Origin of the sequence: Streptomyces sp. NPDC006174 (genome assembly GCF_040614075.1) — a bacterium.
GTDB lineage: Bacteria > Actinomycetota > Actinomycetes > Streptomycetales > Streptomycetaceae > Streptomyces.
The window spans coordinates 231,113-255,234 of sequence record NZ_JBEXTJ010000003.1 but is presented as its reverse complement, the minus strand read 5'-3'; the positions used below and the strand labels follow the sequence as shown (position 1 = coordinate 255,234).

Below are 24,122 nucleotides of genomic sequence, written 5' to 3'. Positions count from 1 at the left end.
GAGGAGCCTCGACGATGACCGTTCCACTCGACCGGCACTATTCGGTCGAACTGCAGGTGTCGGCAGAGCGCGTTGCCCAGGTGCGGCGCATCGTCGCCGCACACCTTCGTCACTGGAGTCTCGAACTCCACGTCCGGCCGGTGTGCCGGGCCATGGACGAACTCCTGACCAATGTCCACCGGCATGTCGGCGACACCAACGAGTGCGTCGTCGAACTCCGCTGGACCGGACGGCACGTCACCGTCTCCGTCGCCGACAACAGCGCGCGGATGCCGCGGCTGCTGCCGGCCGGTGGCGGGCTGAGCCGGGTGATGGCGCTCAGCGACAGCTGGGGCACCTGCCGGACCACGGACGGCAAGGTGGTCTGGTTCACCCGCTACGCCCAGGCGCAGCAGACCGCGGGACTGCTCCCGTACCCGCCGCTGCCCGGCGTCCGCGAATCCCGCCGCACCCCGCCGGCGGCGCTCGTATAGATCCCCGACAGCTCGCACACCCGGCCGACGCGGAACGTGCCCCACCCGGCACGCATGATCCGCGTCGGCCGGGTACGTGCGGGAGGAGGGGCCGCGTTGCGTCCGACCACGAGGCGCGGCACCGTCGAAGTACCGATGCAAGGAGGCCACTGCCATGCCCATCGCGACGGTCAACCCCGCGAACGGCGAACTGATCAGGTCCTACGACGCGCTGGGCGAGGAGGAGACCGAGCGCAGGATCGCCGCTGCCCACACCACCTTCCAGCAGTACCGCACCACCCCCTTCGAGCAGCGCGCCGCCTGGCTGAACCGGGCCGCCGACCTGCTGGAGACGGACCGCGACACCATCGCCCGGACGATGACGCTCGAAATGGGCAAGCCGGTCGTCGCGGCCCGCGCCGAGGCGGCCAAGTGCGCCAAGGCGATGCGCTGGTACGCGGCCAACGCCGAGCGCCTGCTCGCCGACGAGCACCCGGACCCCGACGACGTGACGGACTCCGGCGCCTCCCGCGCCCTGGTCCGCTACCGGCCGCTCGGTGTCGTCCTCGCCGTGATGCCATGGAACTTCCCGCTCTGGCAGGTCGTGCGCTTCGCCGCTCCGGCGCTGATGGCGGGCAACACGGGCCTCCTCAAGCACGCGTCGAACGTGCCGCAGACCGCGCTCTACCTGGAGGACCTCTTCCACCGCGCCGGATTCCCGGCCGGCTGTTTCCGTACGCTCCTGATCGGCTCGGGCGCCGTCGACGCCGTCCTGCGCGACCCGCGGGTCGCCGCGGCCACCCTCACCGGCAGCGAACCGGCCGGCCGCGCCGTCGCCGCCACCGCCGGTGACGAGATCAAGAAGACCGTGCTGGAGCTCGGCGGCAGCGACCCGTACGTGGTCCTGCCGTCGGCCGACGTCGAGAAGGCCGCGGCCACGGCGGTCACGGCCCGCGTCCAGAACAACGGCCAGTCCTGTATCGCGGCCAAGCGGTTCATCGTCCACGCCGAGGTGTACGACCAGTTCGCCGAGCATTTCACCGCCGGGATGCGGGCCCTCACCGTCGGCGACCCGCTGGAGGAGACCACCGACGTCGGGCCGCTCTCCAGCGAACAGGGCCGCACCGACCTGGAGGAGCTGGTGGACGACGCCGTGGAGCGCGGCGCCGCCGTCCTGTGCGGCGGTGGCCGTCCCGACAAGCTGGACGGCGGCCTGGAGAACGGCTGGTTCTACCGACCGACCGTGCTCGCCGGGATCACTCCGGCCATGCGCGTCCACCGCGAGGAGACCTTCGGCCCGGTCGCCACGCTCTACCGGGTCGCCGACCTCGACGAGGCGGTGCACCTGGCCAACGACACGCCGTTCGGCCTGAGTTCCAACGTATGGACGCGGGACGCCGGGGAGCAGGAGCGGTGCGCCCGCGACCTGGAGGCGGGCGGGGTCTTCTTCAACGGGATGACCGCCTCGCACCCGGCCCTGCCCTTCGGCGGTATCAAGCGCTCCGGTTACGGGCGTGAGCTGGCCGGACACGGCATCCGCGAGTTCTGCAACGCGACCACGCTCTGGTACGGCCCCGAAAAGTCCTGAGCCCCGGCCTTCCCAGGGGTGCCGTGCCAGGCGTCGCGCCCCCGGTCAGGATCCGCCGGACGCCCCCTGAGGCCGCCCCGACCACCCGTGCGCCGTCACCCGACGAGGAGACCTGCTCCGTGAGCGACACCCGCGATGCGAGCGACACCCCCACCCCGTCCGCCCTCTCCGACGAGGAGCTCGCCGCGCTCGACGCGCACTGGCGCGCGGCCAACTACCTCGCCGTCGGCCAGATCTACCTGATGGCCAACCCGCTGCTGACCCGGCCGCTGGCCCCCGAGGACATCAAGCCCCGGCTGCTCGGCCACTGGGGCACCTCGCCGGGTCTCAACCTCGTCCACACCCACCTCAACCGGGTCGTCAAGGACCGGTCCCTCGACGCGCTCTGTATCTGGGGCCCCGGCCACGGCGGCCCGGCCGTCCTCGCCAACGCCTGGCTGGAAGGCAGCTACTCCGAGACCTATCCCGACGTGCCCCGCGACACCGAGGGCATGGGCGCGCTCTTCAAGCAGTTCTCGTTCCCCGGCGGCGTGCCGAGCCATGTCGCACCGGAGACGCCAGGCTCCATCCACGAAGGCGGCGAACTCGGCTACGCGCTCACCCACGCCTACGGCGCCGCCTTCGACCATGCCGGCCTGCTGGTCACCTGCGTGATCGGTGACGGCGAGGCGGAGACCGGACCGCTCGCCGCCTCCTGGCACGCGAACAAGTTCCTCGACCCGGTCCACGACGGTGCCGTTCTGCCCATCCTCCACCTCAACGGCTACAAGATCGCCAACCCGACGGTCCTGGCCCGGCTGCCCGAGGACGAACTCGACCAGCTTCTGCGCGGCTACGGCCACGACCCGCTGTACGTCACCGGCGACGACCCGGCCACCGTCCACCGGGCGATGGCCGCCGCGATGGACACCGCCGTGGAGCGGATCACGGCCCACCAGCGGGCCGCCCGCGAGGACGGAGTCACCGAGCGCCCCAGCTGGCCCATGATCGTCCTGCGCACGCCCAAAGGCTGGACCGGCCCGAAGGAGGTCGACGGCCTGCCCGTCGAGAACACCTGGCGCTCCCACCAGGTCCCGCTCTCCGGCGTCCGCGACAACCCGGAGCACCTGCGCCAGCTGGAAGCCTGGCTCCGCTCCTACCGGCCCGAGGAGCTCTTCGACGCCGACGGCCGTCCCACCGGACAGGTCCTCGCCTGCGTCCCCGAAGGCACGGCCCGCCTCGGCTCGACCCCGTACGCCAACGGCGGTCTGCTCCTGCGCGCGCTGCCCTTGCCGGCCCTGGAGGACCACGCCGTACGCGTCGACAAGCCGGGCTCCGCCTCCCACTCGCCGACCCAGGTGCTCGGCGGACTCCTGGAGGCGGTGATGACCGCGACGGCCGAGCGCCGGGACTTCCGGGTGGTCGGCCCGGACGAGACCGCCTCCAACCGGCTCCAGGACCTCTACCGCGCGACCGGCAAGGCCTGGCAGGCGCGAACCCTGCCCACCGACGAACACCTCGCCCGCGACGGCCGGGTGATGGAGGTGCTCTCCGAACACCTCTGCCAGGGCTGGCTGGAGGGCTACCTCCTCACCGGACGGCACGGGCTCTTCTCCAGCTACGAGGCGTTCGCCCATATCATCGACTCGATGGTCAACCAGCACATCAAGTGGCTGCGCACCTCGCGCCGGCTGCCCTGGCGGCGCCCGATCGCCTCGCTCAACTACCTGCTCACCTCGCACGTCTGGCGCCAGGACCACAACGGCTTCTCGCACCAGGACCCGGGCTTCGTCGACCACATCCTGAACAAGAGCCCCGAGGTCGTCCGCGTCTATCTGCCGCCGGACGCCAACACCCTGCTCTCGGTGGCCGATCACGCGCTGCGCAGCCGGGACTACGTCAACGTGATCGTGGCCGGCAAGCAGCCGACCTTCGACTGGCTCACGATGGAGGAGGCCCGCGCCCACTGCGCCCGTGGCGCCGGTGCGTGGGAGTGGGCCGGGACCGAGGACGGCAGCCGGGGGCCGGACGTGGTGCTCGGCTGCGCCGGAGACGTGCCGACCCAGGAGGTGCTGGCCGCCGCCGATCTGCTCCGAAGCCATCTGCCGGAGCTGGCCGTCCGCGTGGTCAACGTCGTCGACATCGCCCGCATGATGCCGCACGAGGAGCATCCGCACGGGATGACGGACGACGAGTACGACGCGCTCTTCACCCGCGACAAGCCGGTCATCTTCGCCTACCACGGCTATCCGTGGCTGATCCACCGGCTCGCCTACCGCCGGACGGGCCACGTCAACCTGCATGTGCGCGGCTACAAGGAGGAAGGCACCACGACCACGCCGTTCGACATGGTGGTCCGCAACGACCTGGACCGCTACCGGCTGGTCATGGACGTCATCGACCGGGTGCCGGAGCTCGGCGTCCGTGCGGTCGCCGTACGCCAGGCGATGGACGACGCCCGCACCCGTCACCACGCCTGGATCCGCGAGCACGGCGTCGACCTGCCCGAGGTGGAGGAGTGGAGCTGGAGCGGCTGAGGCAGTTGGGGCGATCATGGAGGGTGTCCGCCTGACCCCGCCCGCAGGGAGAGAGCCCCTATGAAGCTGCGCTGCGCCGTGATCGAGGACTTCCAGTCCGCCGCCACTGCCGCCGACTGGTCGTCCGTCACCGCTGACGTGGACGTCGTCACGTTCACCGAGCACCTGGGCTCGACGGAGGAAGTGGCCGCCGCCCTGGCGGAGTTCGACATCGTCGTCACCCTGCGCGAGCGGGTCCCGTTCCCGGCCGAGGTGTTCGCGCGGCTGCCCCGCCTCCGGCTGCTGATCGCCTCCGGCATGCGCAACTCGGTGATCGACTTCGCCGCCGCCGAGCTCCACGGCGTCACCGTCTGCGGCACCGCCAGCTCCTCCACGCCGCCTGTCGAGCTCACCTGGGCCCTGCTCCTCGGCCTCGCCCGCTCGATCGTCACGGAGGCGAACGGCCTGCGCGCGGACGGGCCTTGGCAGTCCACCGTGGGCGCCGACCTGCACGGCCGGACGCTCGGGCTGCTGGGCCTCGGCAAGATCGGCAGCCGGGTCGCGCAGGTGGGCCGGGCCTTCGGCATGGAGGTGGTCGCCTGGAGCCAGAACCTCACGGAGGAACGTACGCGCGAGGTCGGCACCGCGCTCGCCGCGTCCAAGGAGGAGCTGCTGGAGGCCGCCGACTTCGTCTCCGTACACCTGGCGCTGAGCGAGCGCACCCGAGGCCTGATCGGTACCGCCGAGCTCGCCCGGATGCGGCCCACCGCCTACCTGGTCAACACCTCGCGGGCCGCCATCGTCGACCAGGACGCCCTGCTCGCGGCGCTGCACGTCGGGACCATCGCCGGAGCCGGAATCGACGTGTTCGACACCGAACCCCTCCCGGCCGGCCATCCGATGCGCACCGCCCCACGCCTGCTCGCCACTCCGCACCTCGGGTACGTCTCGCGCGCCAACTACGCGACGTACTACGGCCAGGCGGTCGAGAACATCCGGGCGTTCCTCGACGGGCAGCCGGTCCGCCGGATCGGCTGAGGCCGCCTCCGTACGTCGCGTACGGAGGCGGCCTCGTGCTGGCCCGTGGTCCTCAGAACCGCAGCGCCGCCGCGATCCGGCCGTGCTCGGCCAGCGAGTCGTCCGCGACGAAGGCCACGTCGGCCCCGCCGTCCAGCGCGGCTTCGATCAGCTCGTCCACGATGTCCTCGCGGACCTCCGGATCCTCCGCCGGCGTGGTCCCTTCGGCGACCGGCTCCAGGTGCTCGTCGGTCACCCGCTTGGTGGTCTGGAAGTGCTCCTCCACCGCCACCAGCCCCACTCGGCCCTCCCGGACCGCTGCCCACACCTCGTCCAGCCCGCCGGCGAACGCGTGGGCGCTGCGCGCGTTGTCGAGGCGCCGCTCGACGTCGGCGGTGGCCTGCCGGGCGCCTTCCTCCAGAGCGGGCCGCAGCTCCTTGAGGACCTCGGCCGGCGGCAGGTCGGCCGGTGCGCCCTTGGCGACGCGTCCGACGGCCGCCTTCGCGCTCTCGCCGATGTGGTCCAGGAGCGAGAGGGCGGGCGGCAGACCCATCACGTACAGCGGACGCGGATCGGCGGCCAGCAGGGCCCGCAGCTTCTCGTCGACGGTACGGAAGAAGTTCCGCGTGTCCTCGTCGGAGAAGGTGCTCGGGGTGTCGCCGATCCGCTCCTCGCGCTGCGGGTTGGGCGGCTCCTTCGGCGCGTTGAGCGGGAAGCCGCCGGTCTCGCGCACCTCGATGGAGCCGTCCGTGCCGTTCCACAGGGTGGCGTGGTCGGCGGCGACGGTGAGCGCCCAGTACGGACGGGCCTGGGCCTTCGCGGCGACGAGGTTGCGGGTGAGGTAGCTGTCGCTGAGCACCACCCGTTCGGGCGCGGTGCGTGGCAGCTGCCAGATCCGGTGCTCGTCGGCCGTGGCCAGCACGACCAGCGAGTCCAGCGCCCGGCGCGGATCCACCTCGTCCACCGCCCGGTCCAGCTCGGCCTTGACGGCGGCGGCCGTCTCCCGGCTCACCTGCGGATCGGCGTCCAGACGGTGGACCGCCTCCGCCACCAGGTTGCGCAGCCGCACGGGGTCCTGGGCGTTGTCCGGGGCCGTGCGGTGGGTCGGCATCGTCAGGGACAGGGCCGGATAGGGCCGGGTCGCCCGCAGCTCCCGCAACAGGCCGGCGGTCAGGGCGTCCGTGTCCATCGTTCCCTCCCGGGGATCGAACCCGCTCCCGTATGAAGCGGATGCTTCGACGAGTCAATTCATACCGTTTGATCCTAGTATGAGCGAGTTGGTGATCAACGGCTGCGGAGAGGCGGCGCGATGTCCACGCTCGCGGCCTCCTCCTTCATGCTCGTCTTCTCCTCATCCCCTGATTGGACGGACCGTCCGTGAAAGCGAACCTTTCCTCGCGCCACCGGGCCCGGCTCCTGGTTCCCGCCGTCTCCGCCGAGACCGAACGCGCCCGGCAGGAGGCCGCCAAGAAGCTTGAAGCCAACAGCCGCGAGGCCGCCGGGGTGAAGACCTTCCCGTGCGTCGTCCAGGCCGAGCGCGGCTGAGGGGCGGCGCGGATGAGCGCCGCCGACGCGGTGACCGACTCGCTCAAGAGGATGCGCGCCGAATTCGGCGACCTGCCCGGTGGCCGGCCCGCCGACTACATCCCGCAGCTGGGCCTGGCCGACCCCGAGGCCTTCGGACTGGCTCTGGTCAGCATGGACGGCCACCGCTACAGCGCGGGCGAGGCCGAGGTGCCCTTCACCCTCCAGTCCGTCTCCAAACCGTTCGTCTACGCCCTCGCGCTCTCCGTCCTCGGCCTGGACGAGGTGAGCCGGTGGGTCGGCGCCGAGCCGAGCGGCGACGCGTTCAACGCCATCAGCCTCGAACCCGGCACCGGCCGGCCGGCCAACGCGATGGTCAACGCCGGTGCCATCGTCACCACCGCGCTGATCCCCGACGGTCCCGACGAACCCGCCTTCGAACGCATCCTGCGCTGCCTCGGCCGCTTCGCCGGGCGCGAACTGGATGTGGACGAGGAGGTGTTCCTCTCCGAGTCGATGACCGGCGACCGCAACCGGGCGCTCGCCTACCTGATCCGCGCCACCGGCACCATGCCCGTCGATCCGGTGCTGGCGGTGGACCGGTACTTCCGGCAGTGCGCGGTACGTGTCACCGCGCTCGACCTCGCGACGATGGCCGCGACCCTCGCGTACGGCGGAGTCAACCCGGTCACCCGCGAGCAGGTCGTCTCGGCGGAGGTCGCGGCCCGGGTGCTCGCCGTGATGGCCACCTGCGGCATGTACGACGGCTCGGGGGAGTGGCTGCTGCGGATCGGGCTGCCCGCCAAGAGCGGTGTCTCCGGCGGCCTCATCGCGGTCGGCCCGGCCCGCTTCGGCCTCGCCACCTACAGCCCGCCACTGGACACCACCGGTACGTCGGTACGCGGCCAGGCCGCACTCGGCGCGCTCTCGCAGCGGTACGGACTCCACCTGATGCTCAACCCGGCGCTGCCCGGCTCCACCGTCAGCCTCGTCACCACCGCCGACGACCTGCCGTCCGCACCCTCGGCCGAGCACGAGCGGGTCCTGCACGAGAAGGTCGGCGTGGTCGTCACGCAGGGCGCCATCGACTTCACGGCGGCCGAGCGCGTGCTGTACGCGCTGGACGAGACCGGGCCCGATGCGGACAGCTCCGTCGTGCTCGACCTGCACGCCGTCACCTCCATCGACTCGGTGGCGCTGTCGATGCTGCACATCGGTCTGGCCCGGCTCTCCAGCGACGGCCGGCGCGCCGCGGTCGTCGACCCGCGCAACCTGCTGGGCCCGCCGGACGTCGTGCGGGAGGACATCGGCCAGGACCTGCCGCGTTACGCCACCCGTGAGGCGGCGGTGGAGGGCTCCGCGAAGGTCCTGTCCGAGGAGGAGTGAGCCGGGCCTACCAGATGGCGTCGACCCACTCCGGGTGGTCGATGAACGGGTTCCGGTTGTGCTGGAACTGCTCGAATATGACGTCGTTACGGCGCTTCTCGAAGGCGTCCGGCGGGTCCTCCTGGCTCCACTGCTTCAGCACGGAGAGCTTGCCCATCTTCGGCGCCGAGCCGTTGTTCACCTGGTCGTTGGGTTCGAGGTCGGCGAAGGAGTCGTTGCCCTCGTAGCGCACGGCCATGTACAGGATCATGCGGGCCACGTCTCCCTTGACCGCGTCGCGCGGTTCGAAGGAGTCACCGTCGGTGAGGTTGCCCGGCGCCTCGGCCAGTTCGCCGCCACCGTTGTCGAAGTCCTTGTTGCCGCGGGCGGAGTTGACCGAGACGTCCTCGGGCCGCAGATGGTGGATGTCGGTGCCCGGGCCCGTGGCCGTACCGAAGTCGCCGTGCGACTTGGCCCAGACGTGCTCGCGGTTCCACTGGTCGGCGTTGCCGCCGTTGTCGTTCTTGGACTGGGAGCGGCCGGTGTAGAGGAGGACCACGTTGGAGGAGTTGGCGGGGTCCTGGTCGGTGGCCTTGAGCGCGTCCCACACCTGGCTGTAGGAGAGCCTGGTCTGGTCACTGATGATCGTGTGCAGGGCCGACTTGAGCTCGGTGCCGGTCTTGCCGAGGGCGTCCTGGTAGTACGTGTCGTCGAGTGCGGCGGCGAGGGTGGCGGGACGGTTTGGCGGAGTGTCGGCGGGTGCGGCTGCCGCGGTGCCCGCGAGGACGGCGACGGCGGCCGCGGTGGCCAGGAGTGGACGCGCGTAGAACGAATGGCGACGGGACATGTGGGGTGTCCTCTCGAAACGCGGCACCACGACTCCGGCCCTAGGTAGGGGCGTTCGTCGGGGCGGCCGTGCGATGTGTGGTACGCGGGAGCCTTCCACACGCACCGTGGCCCGCGTGTGAACGCCGTGTACCTATCATGTGCAGGTCAAGATTGAGCCTGGTCGGGCCCTTGGGCCACGGTTGCTTCAGGGGCCGGAAGTCCGCTAGCCGCCGGCGGCGGCCCAGTCGCGCAGTTCCTGGACCGAGCCGAAGTCGGCCACGTTCTTGTCGAGCGGATCGTCGGTGTACTGATGGATCCGCCAGGACGCCTCGATCCGGGGCTTGCCGGCGGAGACGTAATCCGCGATCCACAGCCCGTCGCCCGCGTAGTCGCTGGTGTCCTGCGTGCGCCAGAAGGCCCGGTTGCAGTACAGGAGGACGCGGTGGCCGGGCCGCTCGCGCTTCACCGCACGGATGAAACGGTCCTTCTCCGCGCTGCTCGCGCGTGTGCCGCCGCCGGTCTGCTCCCAGTCGACGGCGAGCAGATCGCCTTCCTTCTCCGGGGTCCTGCTCAGGAAGTACGCCACCTGGTCCTTCACGTCCCCCGGCCAGAGGAAGTGGTAGAAGCCGACGACGCACTCGGCGTCCCGGGCTCGCTTCACCTGGGCGTCGAGACGCGGATTGACATAGCTGCGGCCCTCGGACGACTTGATGAAGACGAAATCGAGGCCGTCCGTGTCGTAGGAGGGCTGATAGGCGCTGACGTCGACGCCGTGGAGCATAGGCACCGCCTCAAGAGGTGAGAACCGACATTCCGGTTCTGCCCACTCCTCGTACGGCCCAATGACCGGTTCACTCTCCCGGGTGGCCCACCGGGCCCGGCCCTCTCGGATGCGGCCGGGCCCGTACGGCGCGAGAATTGCCGCAAGGACGAGGAGGAGGCGGCATGAGCGAAGATCCCGAATCCGTATCCGAGGCCGTGCCCGAGGCGTCGGGCGTCACACCGGACCGGCTCCTGCACACGGGTGAGAGCGATCGGCCGAGCCCGGAGGATGTGGTGCTCGCCTCCGGGCGGGACCTGACGCCCGAGACGTTGGAGTGGGCCCGGCGCAAGCTGGCCGACGAGGGGCGTTCCGCCCTCGACAGGCAGCTGCCCTGACCGAGCCGGCCGCCCGGCCGCAGGCCGGCGGAGTGCGGTCGGCGCGGTGGGCGGCGGGACGATACGACCGAGGGGCCGGGGAGCGTGTGGGGCGCCTCCGGCCCCTCGGTCAGCCTGTCGCGGTCCTTCGGTCAGCCTGACCTGGTTCCTCGGTTAGCCTGAGTGACATATGAACCGTTTGACGACCTCACAGGGCACTTTCGAGCTCGCCCGCTTCCCCGAGCACCCGAGCGATCCCTTCCGCGCCTGGGACGCCGCCGACGAATACCTGCTCCGGCAGCTGACGGATCCCGAGACGGGACCCGTCGACCTGTCGGGCACGGTCGCCGTCGTAGGGGACCGGTGGGGTGCTCTGGCCACCGCGCTGGCCGCCCACCGGCCCGCGCAGATCAGCGACTCCTACCTGGCCCGGCGCGCCACGCTGGCCAACCTGGAGCGCAACGGCCTGGAACCGGACGCCGTGACGCTGCTGTCCTCGCGCGACACACCGCCGGACCGGATCGACGTGCTGCTGGTACGGGTGCCGAAGTCGCTGGCGTTCCTGGAGGACCAGCTGCACCGGATCGCCCCCGCGCTCCACGCCGGCACGGTGGTCATCGGTACCGGCATGGTCAAGGAGATCCACACCTCCACCCTCAAGCTCTTCGAGCGGATCGTCGGGCCGACCCGCACCTCGCTCGCGGTCCGCAAGGCGCGGCTCATCTTCGCCACGCCGGACCTCGAGCTGCCGCGTACGCCGAGCCCGTGGCCCCGCCGCTACGAGCTGCCCGCCGACGTCGGCCCCGTCGCCGGTCGCACCGCCGTCAACCACGCCGGGATCTTCTGCGCCGAGCGCCTGGACGTCGGCACCCGCTTCTTCCTGCAGCACCTGCCGACCCGCGGCGGATCCGTCAAGGTCGCCGACCTCGGCTGCGGCAACGGCGTCCTCGGCCTGTCCGCGGCGCTCGCCAATCCCGACGCGCACGTCGCGTTCGTCGACGAGTCGTACGGGGCCGTCGCCTCGGCCGAAGAGACGTTCCGCCTGGGTGCGCCGGAGGGTGCGAAGGCGGACTTCCTGGTGGGCGACGGACTCGCGGACCTCGCTCCGGGCAGCCTGGACCTGGTGCTCAACAACCCGCCGTTCCACTCCCACATGGCGACGACCGACGCCACCGCCCGCACCATGTTCGTCAGCGCGCGCACCGCGCTGCGGCAGGGCGGCGAACTCTGGGTGGTCGGCAACCGGCACCTCTCGTACCACACGCACCTGCGCCGGATCTTCGGCAACTGCACCACGGTGGCGGGCGACCCGAAGTTCGTGGTCCTGCGTGCGGTGAAGCGCTGACGGCGGAGATCAGAGTTCCTGGCCCTTCCGGATTCTTGCAACACGTTCTACTGTGTGCGCCGCCGCACACGGGCGACGCGGACGCGAGACTCTGGAGGGGCCGTGCACCTCGAATACACGCCTGAGCAAGAGCAGTTGCGCACCGAACTGCGTCACTACTTCGCCGCTCTGGTCCCCGACAACGTCTACGCCCGCTACGCGGAACCCGCCGCCCAGAAGCGCTTCTACCGCGAGACGGTCCGCCGGCTCGGTACCGACGGCTGGCTGGGCGTGGGCTGGCCGGAGGAGTACGGCGGCCGGGGGCTCACCCCGATGGAACAGTTCATCTTCTTCGACGAGGCGGCCCAGGCGGGCGTGCCGCTGCCGCTGATGGCCCTGAACACCGTCGGGCCCACGATCATGCAGTTCGGCAGCGACGAGCAGAAGGCGTACTTCCTGCCGAAGATCCTCGCCGGAGAGATCGACTTCGCGATCGGCTACAGCGAACCGGACGCCGGCACCGACCTCGCCGCCCTCAGGACGCGCGCGGTCCGCGACGGGGACACGTACATCGTGAACGGCCAGAAGATCTGGACCACCAACGGCGACACCGCCGACTGGGTCTGGCTCGCGGTGCGCACCGACCCCGACGCCCCGCCGCACAAGGGCATCACCATGCTCCTGGTCCCCACGAGCGACCCCGGCTACTCCTGCACCCTGATCAACACGCTCGCCTCGCACGACACCACGGCCAGCTACTACGAGAACGTCACCGTCCCTCTCACCCACCGCGTCGGCGAGGAGAGCAAGGGCTGGCGGCTCATCACCAACCAGCTCAACCACGAACGCGTCACCCTCGCCGCCCACGGCACCATGGCGGTCCGCGCCCTGCACAACGTCCAGCGCTGGGCCGCCGACACCAAGCTCACCGACGGCCGCCGCGTCATCGACCTCCCGTGGGTCCGCACCCGCCTCGCCCGCACCCACACCCGCCTGGACGCCATGAAACTGCTCAACTGGCAGATGGTCTCGGCCCTCCAGGACGCCACCCTCACTCCGCAGGACGCCTCGGCGGTCAAGGTCTACGGCTCCGAGGCCCGCCGCGACGCCTACGCCTGGCTGATGGAGATCATCGGCTCGGCGGGCCCGCTGAAGGAGGGTTCGGCCGGTGCGGTCCTCCACGGCGAACTGGAGCGCGGCTACCGGTCCGCGGTCATCTTCACCTTCGGCGGCGGCAACAACGAGATCCAGCGCGAGATCATCTCCTGGATCGGGCTGGGGATGCCTCGGGTGCGGCGGTAATCCGACGCGGCGCCAGCGTGCACCAGGCACTCCACGGTGGCCGAAACATATAAGTGATGTACCCCACAACGGAACAGACGTGCGAACACGCAGCGGTCTGCGGGCCATACTGATGGTCATGACACCGACGGCCACATCCGTGGGCACCTGCTGTTCGCCGCTGCGCGCAGGCCTCAAACGCCTGACCGAGATGTCGCGTTGGGTCAACCTTCCGTGGTGCGGGCTCGGGCTGAGTTCTTGCGTTCGCTCGCGATCTTCTGCTGGCGTGTCCTGCCCGGGTGGCGTGGCAGGAAGGATTCCGTCATGAGCCTTCGCGCGCTCGCCCGCATGTACGCCGATGGCGAGATGTCGACGGCGGAGATACTGGCCGAGCTCGACCGACGCGTGGACATTCCTCTGTCCGAGGGGCAGCGCGGCCTGTGGGCACTTGCCAAGATGGAGCCGGAGACGTACGCGTACAACGTTCCGCTGTGCTTTTCGTGTGCGGACGTGAATACCGCGGCGCTTCAGGCCGCATTCCGCGACACGCTTTCCCGGCATCCGCTGCTCTCGGCCGCGGTGCGCGAGACGGAGGACGGACCGCGTCTGTCCCACCAAGATGCGGACGGTTTCCTCGTCGAGTACGTGGACATCTCCGATGTGCCGCCCGGTCGCGTGCTGGACTTTGTGAAGGAAAGCGCGAGGCGGCCGTTCGGCCTGGCCGGTGGTCCTTTGACCAGACTGGCTGTCCTGCGTCGCTCCGCGTCCGAGGCGTACGTTCTGCTGGTCGTTCATCACCTGGTGATCGATGGAGTGTCGGGGCGTCTCGTCATCGACACGCTGTTCCGTTCGTACCGGGCGCGGGTCGAGGGGCGGGACGTGCCGACCGAGGTGGGCTCCGCCTCGTTCGGTGAGTTCGTCGCGTGGGAGCGGGACGTGCTCACCGGCGAACGCGCCGAGGAGGACCGCGAGTTCTGGGTGCGGGAGCTCGCCGGCGCGGACGTGCTCACAGGCTTACCCTCGCAGGCGGCTCTGTTGCCGGACGCGCCTCATGTGGGCGAGGTATTCACCAGTCGGCTGTCGGAGGAGCGGGCCGCCGCCATCGCGGCCTTCACCGCCGCACACGAGATCAGCCCGGGGATCTTCTTCCTGGCGGCCTTCCTGACTCTGCTGCACCGGTACACCGGAAGCGAGGACCTCGTCATCGGGATGCCGGTGGCCGGGCGCCCGACGGAACAGTTCGACCCGATCGTCGGCTGCTTCGTCAACACGCTGCCCGTCCGGAGCAGGCCGGACGCCTTCGAGGCGTTCACGTCGTTCGCCCGGCGCGTCCAGTCCACGGTGCTCGACGTATTGGAGCACGGGACCTATCCGTTCCACCGGATCGTGGGCGATCTCGGTGCCCGGGGCGTGAATCCGCGGTCGCCTCTCTATCAGATCGTGTACAACTACCAGGATTCCGCCCTCTCCGGATACCTGGGCGAGCGGGCCCGCGCCACCGGCGAGACGGACTTCGAGCTCGTCGACGGGCTGTACCAGCTGGGTGAGTACGACCTCACGGTGGACGTGGCTCCCGGTGACGGGTTCCTGGTGAACTGGAAATACCACCCCGACGCCTTCTCGGCTGACGCCGTCGCGGGCATGGCAGCACACTTCGCCACCCTGGTGGACAGCATCCTCGGCTCGGACGGACAGTCGCCGATAGGCGGGCTGAACCTGCTCGACGACGAGGAACGGCGCCTCGTCATCGACGCGTGGAACGGCACCGAGGCCGACTTTCCCGCGCATCGGACGTGCTGGGATCTCTTCGCGGAGCAGGCGGAGGCGAACCCGGACGCCCCGGCGGCCACCTGCGGGGAGCGGACTCTCACCTATCGCGAACTCGCCTACCGCAGCTCGGCGTTGGCACAGGCGCTGACGCGTCAAGGCGTCGGCCCCGGGGACGTCGTAGGCGTCTGCTACGAACGGTCACTCGACCTGGTCGTGGCCCTCCTCGCTGTCATGAGGCTCGGCGCGGTGTACCTGCCTCTGGACGACCGACTGCCGGCCGAACGCCTCTCCTACATGGTCGAGGACAGCGGCGCGCAACTCATCATCTGCCATGAGGCGGTGATGGACAGGCTGGCCGCCGTGGGGATGTCGGAGGTGAGGCTGTACGCGACGGACCGCCAGGATGATCAGGGCGCCCAGGCATCGGCATCGGCGGGGGAGACGACCGCCGGTGCGCCGGACCCGCGAGCTGCCTACATCATCTACACCTCGGGCAGCACCGGGAAGCCCAAGGGCGTCGTCGTTCCGCACGCGGCGCTGACCAATTTCCTGCTGGCCATGGCGGGCATGCTTGAAGTGACGTCCGACGACCGGCTGTTGGCCGTCACCACGCACAGCTTCGACATCGCCGCGCTGGAGCTCTACCTCCCGCTGATCACCGGCGGTGAGGTCTGCGTCTCCGACTCCGCCACGGCCGCCGACGCCACGTTGCTGGCCGAGAAGGTCGCCGACTGGCGGCCCACCATCATGCAGGCCACTCCGGCGACCTGGGCCATGCTGGTGCGCGTCGGGTGGCAGAACACCGAGGGCGTCAAGGTGTTGTGCGGCGGAGAGGCGTTACCGGACGGCCTCAAGGACCAGCTCGTGGCGCGCGGCGAGGCCTGGAACCTGTACGGGCCCACGGAGACGACCATCTGGTCGGCGGCCAAGCGGTTGCGCCGTGAGGAGCCGGTGACCATCGGCAGCCCCATCGCCAACACCCGGCTGTACGTCCTCGACCGGAACCTGAATCCCTTGCCGGTCGGCGTGACCGGCGAGCTGCACATCGCAGGCGACGGGGTCGCCCTGGGCTACCACCGGCAGCCGGAGTTGACGGCCGAGCGCTTCCTGGACAACCCGTTCGCGCCCGGACGGCTGTACCGGACCGGCGACCGCGCGCGCCGACTGCCGAACGGCGAGATCGTCGTCCTGGGCCGGATGGACAACCAGGTCAAACTGCGCGGCCACCGCATCGAACTCGGTGAGATCGAGGCGGTGCTCGATGCCCATCCGGCGATCGGCCGAAGCGTCGTCCTGCTCGAGCACGCCGGCCTGTCGGACAGGCTCACGGCTTACTGCACCGGGAACGCGGACGCGCCGGTCGACGCCGCGCTGCTGCGCTCAGAACTCGCCAAGACCCTTCCCGCCTACATGCTGCCCGCCGCGTTCGTGGCCCTGGACACCTTTCCGCTCACGGCGCACGGCAAGGTCGATCGAGCGAAGCTGGCCGAGGCAGCCGAGGCGGTGCCGCTCCCGGCCGCCGACAGCCCGGCCGCCGACAGCCCGGTGGCCGCGCTCGACATCGAGCGGACCGTGCGCGGGATCTTCGAAGAGGTGCTCGGCTCGCGCGACATCGATCGTGCCGCAGGCTTCTTCGACATCGGTGGAGACTCGTTCGCGGCGATCGAAGCGGTGGAGCGGATCAACCGCGAGTTCGGCTGCTCGTTGCGGCCCACCAGCGTTTTCGCGCACCCGTCCGTCGTGGCGATGGCCCGACACCTGACGGGGCTGCTGCCTGCTCGACAAGTACCCGCTGGGCAGGCACCTACGGCACAGCCGGTCGAGCCCGAGCGGCTACCTGATCCGCACCATGCCACTCCGGCGGCGGCCGACGACGCCTCGCTCGGTGATGCGATCGCGGTGATCGGCATCTCCTGCCGGTTCCCGGGAGCCATGGACCACCGCGCATTCTGGACCGCGCTCGTGGAAGGACGCAGCGGCTCCACGTCCTGGTCGGCCGAGGAACTGCGTACGCTCGGAGTCCCGGACGAGCTGATCACCCGGCCCGGATACGTGCCGCAGCGGTCGGTCGTGGACGGCAGGGCTGAGTTCGACGCGGCGTTCTTCGACATCTCTCCCCGCGACGCCGAGTTCATGGACCCACAGGCGCGCTTGCTGCTGCAGCACGCGTGGCAGGCGCTGGAGGACGCCGGTTACCGCCCGGAGGACGTTCCCGAGACCAGCGTCACCACGTCCACGAGCACGAACTTCTACCAGGCCCTGCTCCCGGCGCTGATGGCGAACGCGTCGGGCCCGCGGGTCCTGGCGAGCTCCGAGACCTACGCCGCGTGGCTGTTCGCCCAAGGCGGCACGGTGCCCACCATGATTTCCACGAAGCTGGGCCTGCGTGGCCCCGGCATGGCGGTGAGCACCAACTGCTCCTCGGCGCTGAGCGCGGTGCACGTCGCCTGTCAGGGGCTCCTGGCCGGTGACGTGGACCAGGCGATCGTCGGCGCGGCCAGCCTGTTCTCCGCGGGAGAACTGGGATACGTGCACCAGCCGGGCCTGAATTTTTCGAGCGACGGGCGCAGTCGCGCGTTCGCCGACGGCGCCGACGGCATGTCCGGCGGTGAAGGTGTCGGCGTGGTCGTCCTCAAGCGCGCCAGTGAGGCGATCGCCGCCGGTGATCACATCTACTGCCTGATCCGCGGCATCGCGGTGAACAACGACGGCGGCGACAAAGCAGGCTTCTACGCGCCCAGTGTGCGCGGGCAGGCCGACGTGATCCGCAAGGCGCTGGACAAGGCGGGCACGGACCCGTCGACCATCAGCTACGTCGAAGCGCACGGCACGGGCACGAGGCTCGGCGATCCCATCGAGGTCGCGGCGCTGACCGAGGCGTACCGGCACTACACGGCACGCAGCCAGTACTGCGGCATCGGCTCGGTCAAGAGCAACATCGGCCACCTCGACGCGGCCGCGGGGATCGCCGGCCTCATCAAGGTGGCCCTGGCCCTGCAGTACGGAGAGGTTCCGCGGACCCTGCACAGCGACGTGCCGAGCCCGGAGATCGACTGGGACGAGTCGCCGTTCTTCGTGGCCGACCGGAACCTGCCGCTGGACGGCGACGAGCCCGCGCGGGCGGGACTGAGCTCCTTCGGGATCGGCGGCACCAACGCGCACGCGGTACTGGAACAGGCCCCGACCGGTGCGCGGGCCGCCGGGCACCTCGGCCCTCAAGCGGTCATCCTCTCGGCCCGCGACGGAGAGCGGCTCGGCGTCCTCGCGCGGCAGCTGCTGGAGTTCCTGCCGGGATACCGGGACGCGCACGGCGATCTGGCGTCACTCGCGTACACGCTGCAGGTCGGGCGGCGGGCGATGGCCGAACGAGTGCTCTTCGTCGCGAACGACGTCGACGGGCTGATCGCAACTCTTCAGGACTACGTCGAGCGCGGGGCGCGCGGAACGGTGTTCGAAGGTACGGCCCGACGGCCCGAGGACAAGCTGCTCGGCCTCTTCGATCGGCCCGGGGAGCTGCGGGACCTGGTCGCCGGGTGGCTCGAACGCGGTGAGTGGGACAAGGTCGCGCCCCTGTGGGTCAACGGTATCGATGTCGACTGGCACGCCTGCCACGGCGCGAATCCGCCGGCGCGGGTGAGCCTGCCGACGTACCCGTTCGCCGCGAAACGGTACTGGCCGGCTGCCGAGGCGGTGTCGGCGCCTCGGGCCGCTGACCCGCTCGGCGCCGTATCGGTTCCTCGGGCCACCGACCCGCTTGACGCAGCCGCGTTGCTCGTGGCCGCGGCCAGGCCCGAGAGCGTCGGGACGTTCCTGTCCGGTCGCACGTCCGCCACGGACGAGCTGGACAGCCTCGCGCGCCCGCTCGTGCTCGCACAGCTCGTGGCGGCGGGACTCTTCGACGCGCCCGTCCGTCGAGACCTGATCGAGCAGAAGGTCACGCCGCCCTTCGCCCAGTGGCTCGATCACACGGTGACCGTGCTGCTGAGCCACGGAGAACTCGTACGTGAGGGCGAGTTCGTGGCGCCCAGTAAGAGTGCGCCGGGCCTTGAACAGGCGTGGCGTGCCTGGCGCGCGTGGAAGGAGGTTCGTGCCGACGATCCGGAGCTGGCGGCCAAGACCGGCCTGACGGAGCGCATGATCGAGGCCCTGCCCGCGATCCTGTCCGGGCGGACGAAGGCCACGGCGGTCATGTTCCCGGGCGGCTCGTTCGAGCTGGTCGAACCGGCGTACCGGGGGAACGCGACGGCCGACTACTTCAACGACGTGACGGCCGGCGCGGTGCGCGCGGAGGTGGAGGCCCGTGGCGACGGCATCCGGCTGCTGGAGATCGGAGCAGGCACCGGCAGCACCAGCGAGCGCGTGTTCGCCCGACTGACGGGCCGCGACATCGCCGAGTACCGCTATACGGACATCTCGAAGGCGTTCCTGATCGACGCGGAGCGGCGGTTCGCCGACCACGTGCCGTACGTGTCCTTCTCGACCCTCGACGTGGAGCGTGAGCCCGGCGCACAGGGACTTACCACGGGCCACTACGACATCGTCATCGCCAACAACGTTCTGCACGCCACCCAGGACATCGTGCAGGCAGTGCGTCATGCCCGAGCACTGCTGCGGCCCGGTGGAGTCCTCGTACTCAACGAACTCGCCCGGAACGACTGGTGGTCGCACCTGACCTTCGGGCTCCTCGACGGGTGGTGGCGGTTCACGGACGGAAGGCGTATCCAGGGCGGACCGGCGCTGTCCTCGGACGCGTGGCGCGAAGTGTTGCGGCAGTGCGGGTTCGACACGGTGGAACTGCTGGCGGAGCCCGCCCGCGACCTGGGTCAGCAGGTGCTGCTGGCGCGCGCCGGTTCGCCCGTACCGCGCAGGGATTCGCGGCCTGCCGCGGCCGGTCCGTTCGTATCGCGCCGGGATCCGCGGCCTGTCGCGCCTGGTTCGATCGAGGAGCACGTCCGCGCGACCGTCGAGCGGATCCTCGCCGAAACGCTGAAGCTGACCGAGGATGAGCTCGCGGCCGACAAGCCTTTCGCCGACTACGGACTGGACTCGCTCACCGGCGTCTCCCTGGTGCACCGGCTCAACGAGTCGCTGAGCACCGACCTCGATCCGAGCGTGCTGTTCGAGAACCCGTCGATCAGGCGGCTGACGAGGTTCATCGTGGACGAGGAAGGCGCCGCCGTCGTGGTCGCGGTGCCTGGGCCGTCTGCCGTGACCATGCCGTCTGCGGTATCCGGGCAGTCGGCTGTACCCGAGCCGTCAGCGGTACCCGATGCGTCCTCCGTACCCGTGCCGTCCCTGGTGTCCGAGCCGTCCGGCGGTGTCCGGGAGCCCGTCGCGATCGTCGGTATGAGCGGCCGGTTCCCGGGCGCCCGGGATGCCGACGAGTTCTGGGACCTGCTGGCGTCCGGCCGGGACGCTGTCTCGAAGGTGGACCGCTGGGACCTCGCGTCGCTGGGCAGCGTGTGCCTGGACGGCGGTCTGCTGGACGGCGTCGACGAGTTCGACCCTCTCTTCTTCGGGATCTCCGGTGCGGAGGCCGTCTACATGGAGCCGCAGCAGCGGCTGTTCCTTCAGGAGGCGTGGCGGGCGCTCGAGGACGCGGGCCACGCGGGCGAGTCGCTCGACCGCGACCGGTGCGGTGTCTACGTGGGCTGCGCTGCGGGCGACTACCTGGATCTGACGGGGCCGTCCGACTACCCGGGCCAGGCCCTGTGGGGCAACATGAACTCGCTCGTGCCGTCCCGCATCGCGTACTACCTGGACCTGCACGGGCCGGCGATCGCGGTCGACACCGCGTGCTCCAGCTCGCTCGTCTCCCTCTACCTGGCGTGTCAGGCGCTGTGGGCGGGCGAGGTCACCACGGCGATCGCGGGCGGGGTCTACGTCCAGAACTCGCCGCGGCTGTATCTGGCGGCGTCGCGGGCCGGGATGCTGTCTCCGACCGGCCGGAGCCGTGCGTTCGATCAGGCGGCCGACGGATTCGTGCCGGCCGAAGGAGTCGGTGCGCTGGTCCTCAAACGGCTCTCGGACGCCGAGGCGGACGGCGACCACATCCATGGCGTGATCCGTGGCATCGGGATCAACCACAACGGCACGACGAACGGGATCGCCGCGCCGAACGGGACCTCGCAGGAACGGCTGATCCGGCAGATCTACCAGGACTTCGCCATCGACCCTGCGGGGATCGGGTTGGTCGAGGCACACGGCACCGGAACCAAGCTCGGCGATCCGGTGGAATTCCGGGCGCTCGATCGCGCGTTCCGTGGCTTCACGGACGCCGAGCGGTTCTGCTCGCTCGGCTCGACCAAGGCCTCCATCGGCCACGCGCAGGCCGCGGCCGGCGTGATCGGCGTCATCAAGACTCTGCTGGCGATGAGGCACGAGGTGATCCCCGGCCTGCCCCACCACACGGAGACGAACTCCAGTGTCACGTTGGCCGGCAGCCCGTTCTTCGTGCACACGGAGCCGAGGCGGTGGGCCGTGCCGGAAGGTGGCAAGCGGCGCGCCGCGGTCACGTCGCTCGGCGCGAGCGGAACCAACGCCCACGCTGTCATCGAGCAGCCGTCAAAGCCGCCCACGCCGCCCCGCAGCAGACAGGACGGAGCACGGTTGATCGCGCTGTCGGCGGCGACGGAGGACGCCTTGCGCGAACAGGTGGCCCGGTTCGCGCGCCACTGTCGCGAGCACCCGGACCTCGATCTCGGCGACGTGAGCCACACACTGCTGCTCGGCCGCAGGCACCTGAGGCATCGATGGGCGCGTGTGGTCCGGGATATCGCGGAACTGGAGAGCCAGTGCACTGCCTGGCTTTCCGGGCAGGACATTGCGGCACAGGGCGCGGACTCCAGGTTGCGGACACCCGCCCAACAGTTCCTCGACGGTGAGGCACCGGACTTCGCCGAGTTGTTCCGCGACAGCCGCTACCGCCGCGTTCCGCTGCCTGGCTACCCCTTCGAGCGGGAACGCTACGCGCTGCCGAACCGCGCGACGGCGGACGACGGGCCGCAGCGTGATGAGGAAGTCCTCACCGGAGACGAGTTCTACCTGCGTGAACATCAGGTGCAGGGAGCCGGGATCGCTCCGGGAGCCATGTATCTGCAGTGGGCCGCAGCAGCGGTGAGGCGGACCGCGAGCGACGCGGTTCGCCTGCACGACATCGTCTTCCTGAGACCGCTCTCTGTCTCGGGGGCGCCGCGCGCACTGCGGGTGGACCTTCGCGCGGACGGCGACGTCACCCGGTTCACGGTGTCCTCCACGGAGTCCGCCGGAAACGAGCCCGTACTCCACTGCCAAGGCGAGGTGTCCGCCACGGAGCCGACGGCTGCGCAGGCACTCGATCTGCCCGCGCTGCTCAGGAATCTCCGGTCCACGGCATTCGACCCCGAGCGGTTCTACGCCGAGTGGCGGGATCGCGGCATCGCCTACGGCCCCACGTTCCAGGGGGTCGTGGCGGTGCACCGTAGCGACAACGCGGTGCTCGCCGAACTGCGGCTGCCCGGCACGGCGTCAGGAACCACGGACGGCCACGTCCTGCACCCGGCGCTGGTGGACTCGGCGATGCAGTGCATGCGCTTGCTCGACGGCGACGGCGACGGCGACGGCGGTGACGATCGGGTCGGGCTGGTGTTCTCCCTCAAGTCGGCCGAAGTCCTCGCGCCCGGCGCGACCACCATGTGGGCCCTGATACGCCGTGCCGAGGACGCACGCGGCGCGGACCGGATCGACATCGACCTCGCGACCGACGACGGCACGGTGTGCCTGCGGCTGCGAGGCATCGCAGGCCGCCGAACCGAGCCGACCCCGGAACCGGCGCGCGCCGAGCGGACGCCGGACCTCGCGGACGGCGTCACCACGCTGGTGCCGGTGTGGGATCCCCTTCAGCGGACGGAATCCGCGGCGTGGCCGCAGAGCTCCGGACCAGTGGGCATCATCGCGTCCCCAGGGCAGGCGCGGGACGTTCTCCTCGCGCGCCTGCCAGGCGCGCACGTGGTCGCGGATCCGTCGCAGAGTACGTACGACGACCTGGAGACGTTTCTCCAGTCGGTCCCGGAACTCGACCAGCTGATCTGGGTGGCGCCCGGCGCTGTGGACGACCGGTCCGGTGCGAGCGTCGTCGAGAGCCAGGCAGGCGGCTCGCTGCATGCCTTCCGTACGGTGAAAGCCCTTCTTGCCGCCGGGTACGGCGACCGCTCATTGCGTCTGACCCTGATCACCGAGCGGGCGCACGCCGTCCACGAGGCCGAGGCCGTCGACCCGGCGCACGCCGGTGTCGCCGGCCTGGCGGGGTCGACCGCGAAGGAGTACCCGAACTGGCGGGTGCGCGTGGCGGACGTCGAGGCCTACGACGCGCCTTCTCTCACCGCGGTGCTCGATCTGGCCGCGGACCCGGACGGCAATCTGCGTATCCACCGCGACGGCCGGTGGCACGAGCAGCGACTGATGACGGTTCAGCCGGCCGCGCCGACGTCGTCCCGGCTGCGGCGGGGCGGCACGTACGTCGTCATCGGCGGCGCGGGCGCCCTCGGCACGGTCATCAGCGAGTACCTGATCCGCCGGTACCAGGCCCAGGTGGTGTGGCTCGGACGCAGGCCGCAGGACGCGCGCGTCGAAGCCGCCATCGCTCAGGCAGCGGGCGAGGACGGGCCTGCGCCGCTGTACCTGCGGTGCGACGCCACCGACCTCGCGGCCCTGCGTGCGGCGAAGGACGAGGTCGTACGACGGTTCGGCACGGTGCACGGCGTCATCCACTCGGGCCTCGTGTTCTCCGGGGCGAGCCTGGGCCGGATGAGCGAGGCGCAGTTCGAGGACGTGCTGCGCGGCAAGGTCGACGCGAGCGTCCGGTGCATGGAGGTGTTCGGCGGTGACTCGCTCGATTTCGCCCTGTTCCTGTCCTCGATCAACTCCTACCTCAAGGCCATCAAGCAGGCGAACTACGCGGCCGCCTGCACGTTCCTCGATTCGTTCGCACTGACGGTGCAACGCCAGTACGGGGCTGAAGGCAAGGTGCTGAACCTGGGCTACTGCTTCAACAACGCACCCACCGAGGGAGAGCGGGGCGCGGTGGTCGGAGCGCAGGCGCCGCTCATCCAGCCGGACGAGCTGACGGCGGCTATCGAACGGCTGTGCGCGGGGCCGGTCAGCAGGCTGACGTTGATGAAGTTCAGTCCCGCGCTCAACGACCGGGGCATCGTTCTGGGCGACGACGAAGTCATCCTTCCCACGGCCGTGGAGCCGGACGCCGTGCCCGCCGACGTCCAGGAACCGACGGCTGCGCCCGGCGGCGAACTGGAGCGGCTACGCGCCCGCATCGCCGAGCTGACCGCGCTCGCGATCTGATCGCG

At 70.5% G+C, this 24,122-nt stretch carries 13 protein-coding genes; 10 read left to right on the top strand and 3 right to left on the bottom strand.

Features of this window, described 5'->3' with window-relative positions:
• Nucleotides 1–14: 14 nt before the first annotated feature.
• The 4 genes from ABZ267_RS08780 to ABZ267_RS08765 all read left to right on the top strand — a co-directional run bounded on the left by ABZ267_RS08780 (nt 15) and on the right by ABZ267_RS08765 (nt 5,573).
• Nucleotides 15–473: an ATP-binding protein gene (locus ABZ267_RS08780; protein WP_356750783.1), complete on the top strand. Its 459-nt coding sequence runs from the start codon at nt 15–17 to the stop codon at nt 471–473.
• A 154-nt stretch (nt 474–627) separates the two neighbouring features.
• Nucleotides 628–2,040 (top strand): NADP-dependent succinic semialdehyde dehydrogenase, encoded by a 1,413-nt coding sequence (locus ABZ267_RS08775; protein ID WP_356750781.1) that lies wholly within the window; start codon nt 628–630, stop codon nt 2,038–2,040.
• Nucleotides 2,041–2,159: 119 nt separating this feature from the next.
• Nucleotides 2,160–4,556 (top strand): phosphoketolase family protein, encoded by a 2,397-nt coding sequence (locus ABZ267_RS08770; RefSeq protein WP_356750779.1) that lies wholly within the window; start codon nt 2,160–2,162, stop codon nt 4,554–4,556.
• Between the two features lie 60 nt (nt 4,557–4,616).
• Nucleotides 4,617–5,573: a D-2-hydroxyacid dehydrogenase family protein gene (locus ABZ267_RS08765; RefSeq protein WP_356750777.1), complete on the top strand. Its 957-nt coding sequence runs from the start codon at nt 4,617–4,619 to the stop codon at nt 5,571–5,573.
• 52 nt (nt 5,574–5,625) lie between these two features.
• On the opposite strand, the gene ABZ267_RS08760 is transcribed toward ABZ267_RS08765, so the two are convergent.
• Entirely contained in the window at nt 5,626–6,741 is a 1,116-nt protein-coding gene (locus tag ABZ267_RS08760) for a chemotaxis protein (protein WP_356750775.1), read from the bottom strand.
• A 188-nt stretch (nt 6,742–6,929) separates the two neighbouring features.
• Between ABZ267_RS08760 and ABZ267_RS08755 the strand changes: the two genes are divergently transcribed.
• Nucleotides 6,930–7,097 carry a hypothetical protein gene (locus ABZ267_RS08755; RefSeq protein ID WP_356750773.1) on the top strand — a complete coding sequence of 56 codons (168 nt, stop codon included), beginning with the start codon at nt 6,930–6,932 and terminating at the stop codon, nt 7,095–7,097.
• A gap of 12 nt (nt 7,098–7,109) precedes the next feature.
• Nucleotides 7,110–8,462 (top strand): glutaminase A, encoded by a 1,353-nt coding sequence (gene glsA, locus ABZ267_RS08750; RefSeq protein WP_356750771.1) that lies wholly within the window; start codon nt 7,110–7,112, stop codon nt 8,460–8,462.
• A 7-nt stretch (nt 8,463–8,469) separates the two neighbouring features.
• On the opposite strand, the gene ABZ267_RS08745 is transcribed toward glsA, so the two are convergent.
• Together ABZ267_RS08745 and ABZ267_RS08740 are read right to left on the bottom strand one after the other, a co-directional pair.
• Nucleotides 8,470–9,288 (bottom strand): endonuclease, encoded by an 819-nt coding sequence (locus ABZ267_RS08745; RefSeq protein WP_356750769.1) that lies wholly within the window; start codon nt 9,286–9,288, stop codon nt 8,470–8,472.
• 204 nt (nt 9,289–9,492) lie between these two features.
• Complete coding sequence (locus ABZ267_RS08740; protein WP_356750767.1) at nt 9,493–10,050, bottom strand: GH25 family lysozyme; 558 nt, start codon at nt 10,048–10,050, stop codon at nt 9,493–9,495.
• Between the two features lie 164 nt (nt 10,051–10,214).
• Here ABZ267_RS08740 and ABZ267_RS08735 point away from each other — a divergent pair, with 164 nt between their 5' ends.
• From ABZ267_RS08735 to ABZ267_RS08720, 4 genes are all read left to right on the top strand, one after another.
• Nucleotides 10,215–10,427 carry a hypothetical protein gene (locus ABZ267_RS08735; protein ID WP_356750765.1) on the top strand — a complete coding sequence of 71 codons (213 nt, stop codon included), beginning with the start codon at nt 10,215–10,217 and terminating at the stop codon, nt 10,425–10,427.
• A 169-nt stretch (nt 10,428–10,596) separates the two neighbouring features.
• Nucleotides 10,597–11,751 carry a methyltransferase gene (locus ABZ267_RS08730; protein WP_356750763.1) on the top strand — a complete coding sequence of 385 codons (1,155 nt, stop codon included), beginning with the start codon at nt 10,597–10,599 and terminating at the stop codon, nt 11,749–11,751.
• Between the two features lie 102 nt (nt 11,752–11,853).
• Nucleotides 11,854–13,032: an acyl-CoA dehydrogenase family protein gene (locus ABZ267_RS08725; RefSeq protein ID WP_356750761.1), complete on the top strand. Its 1,179-nt coding sequence runs from the start codon at nt 11,854–11,856 to the stop codon at nt 13,030–13,032.
• 303 nt (nt 13,033–13,335) lie between these two features.
• Nucleotides 13,336–24,117 carry an amino acid adenylation domain-containing protein gene (locus ABZ267_RS08720; protein ID WP_356750759.1) on the top strand — a complete coding sequence of 3,594 codons (10,782 nt, stop codon included), beginning with the start codon at nt 13,336–13,338 and terminating at the stop codon, nt 24,115–24,117.
• Nucleotides 24,118–24,122 lie beyond the last annotated feature (5 nt).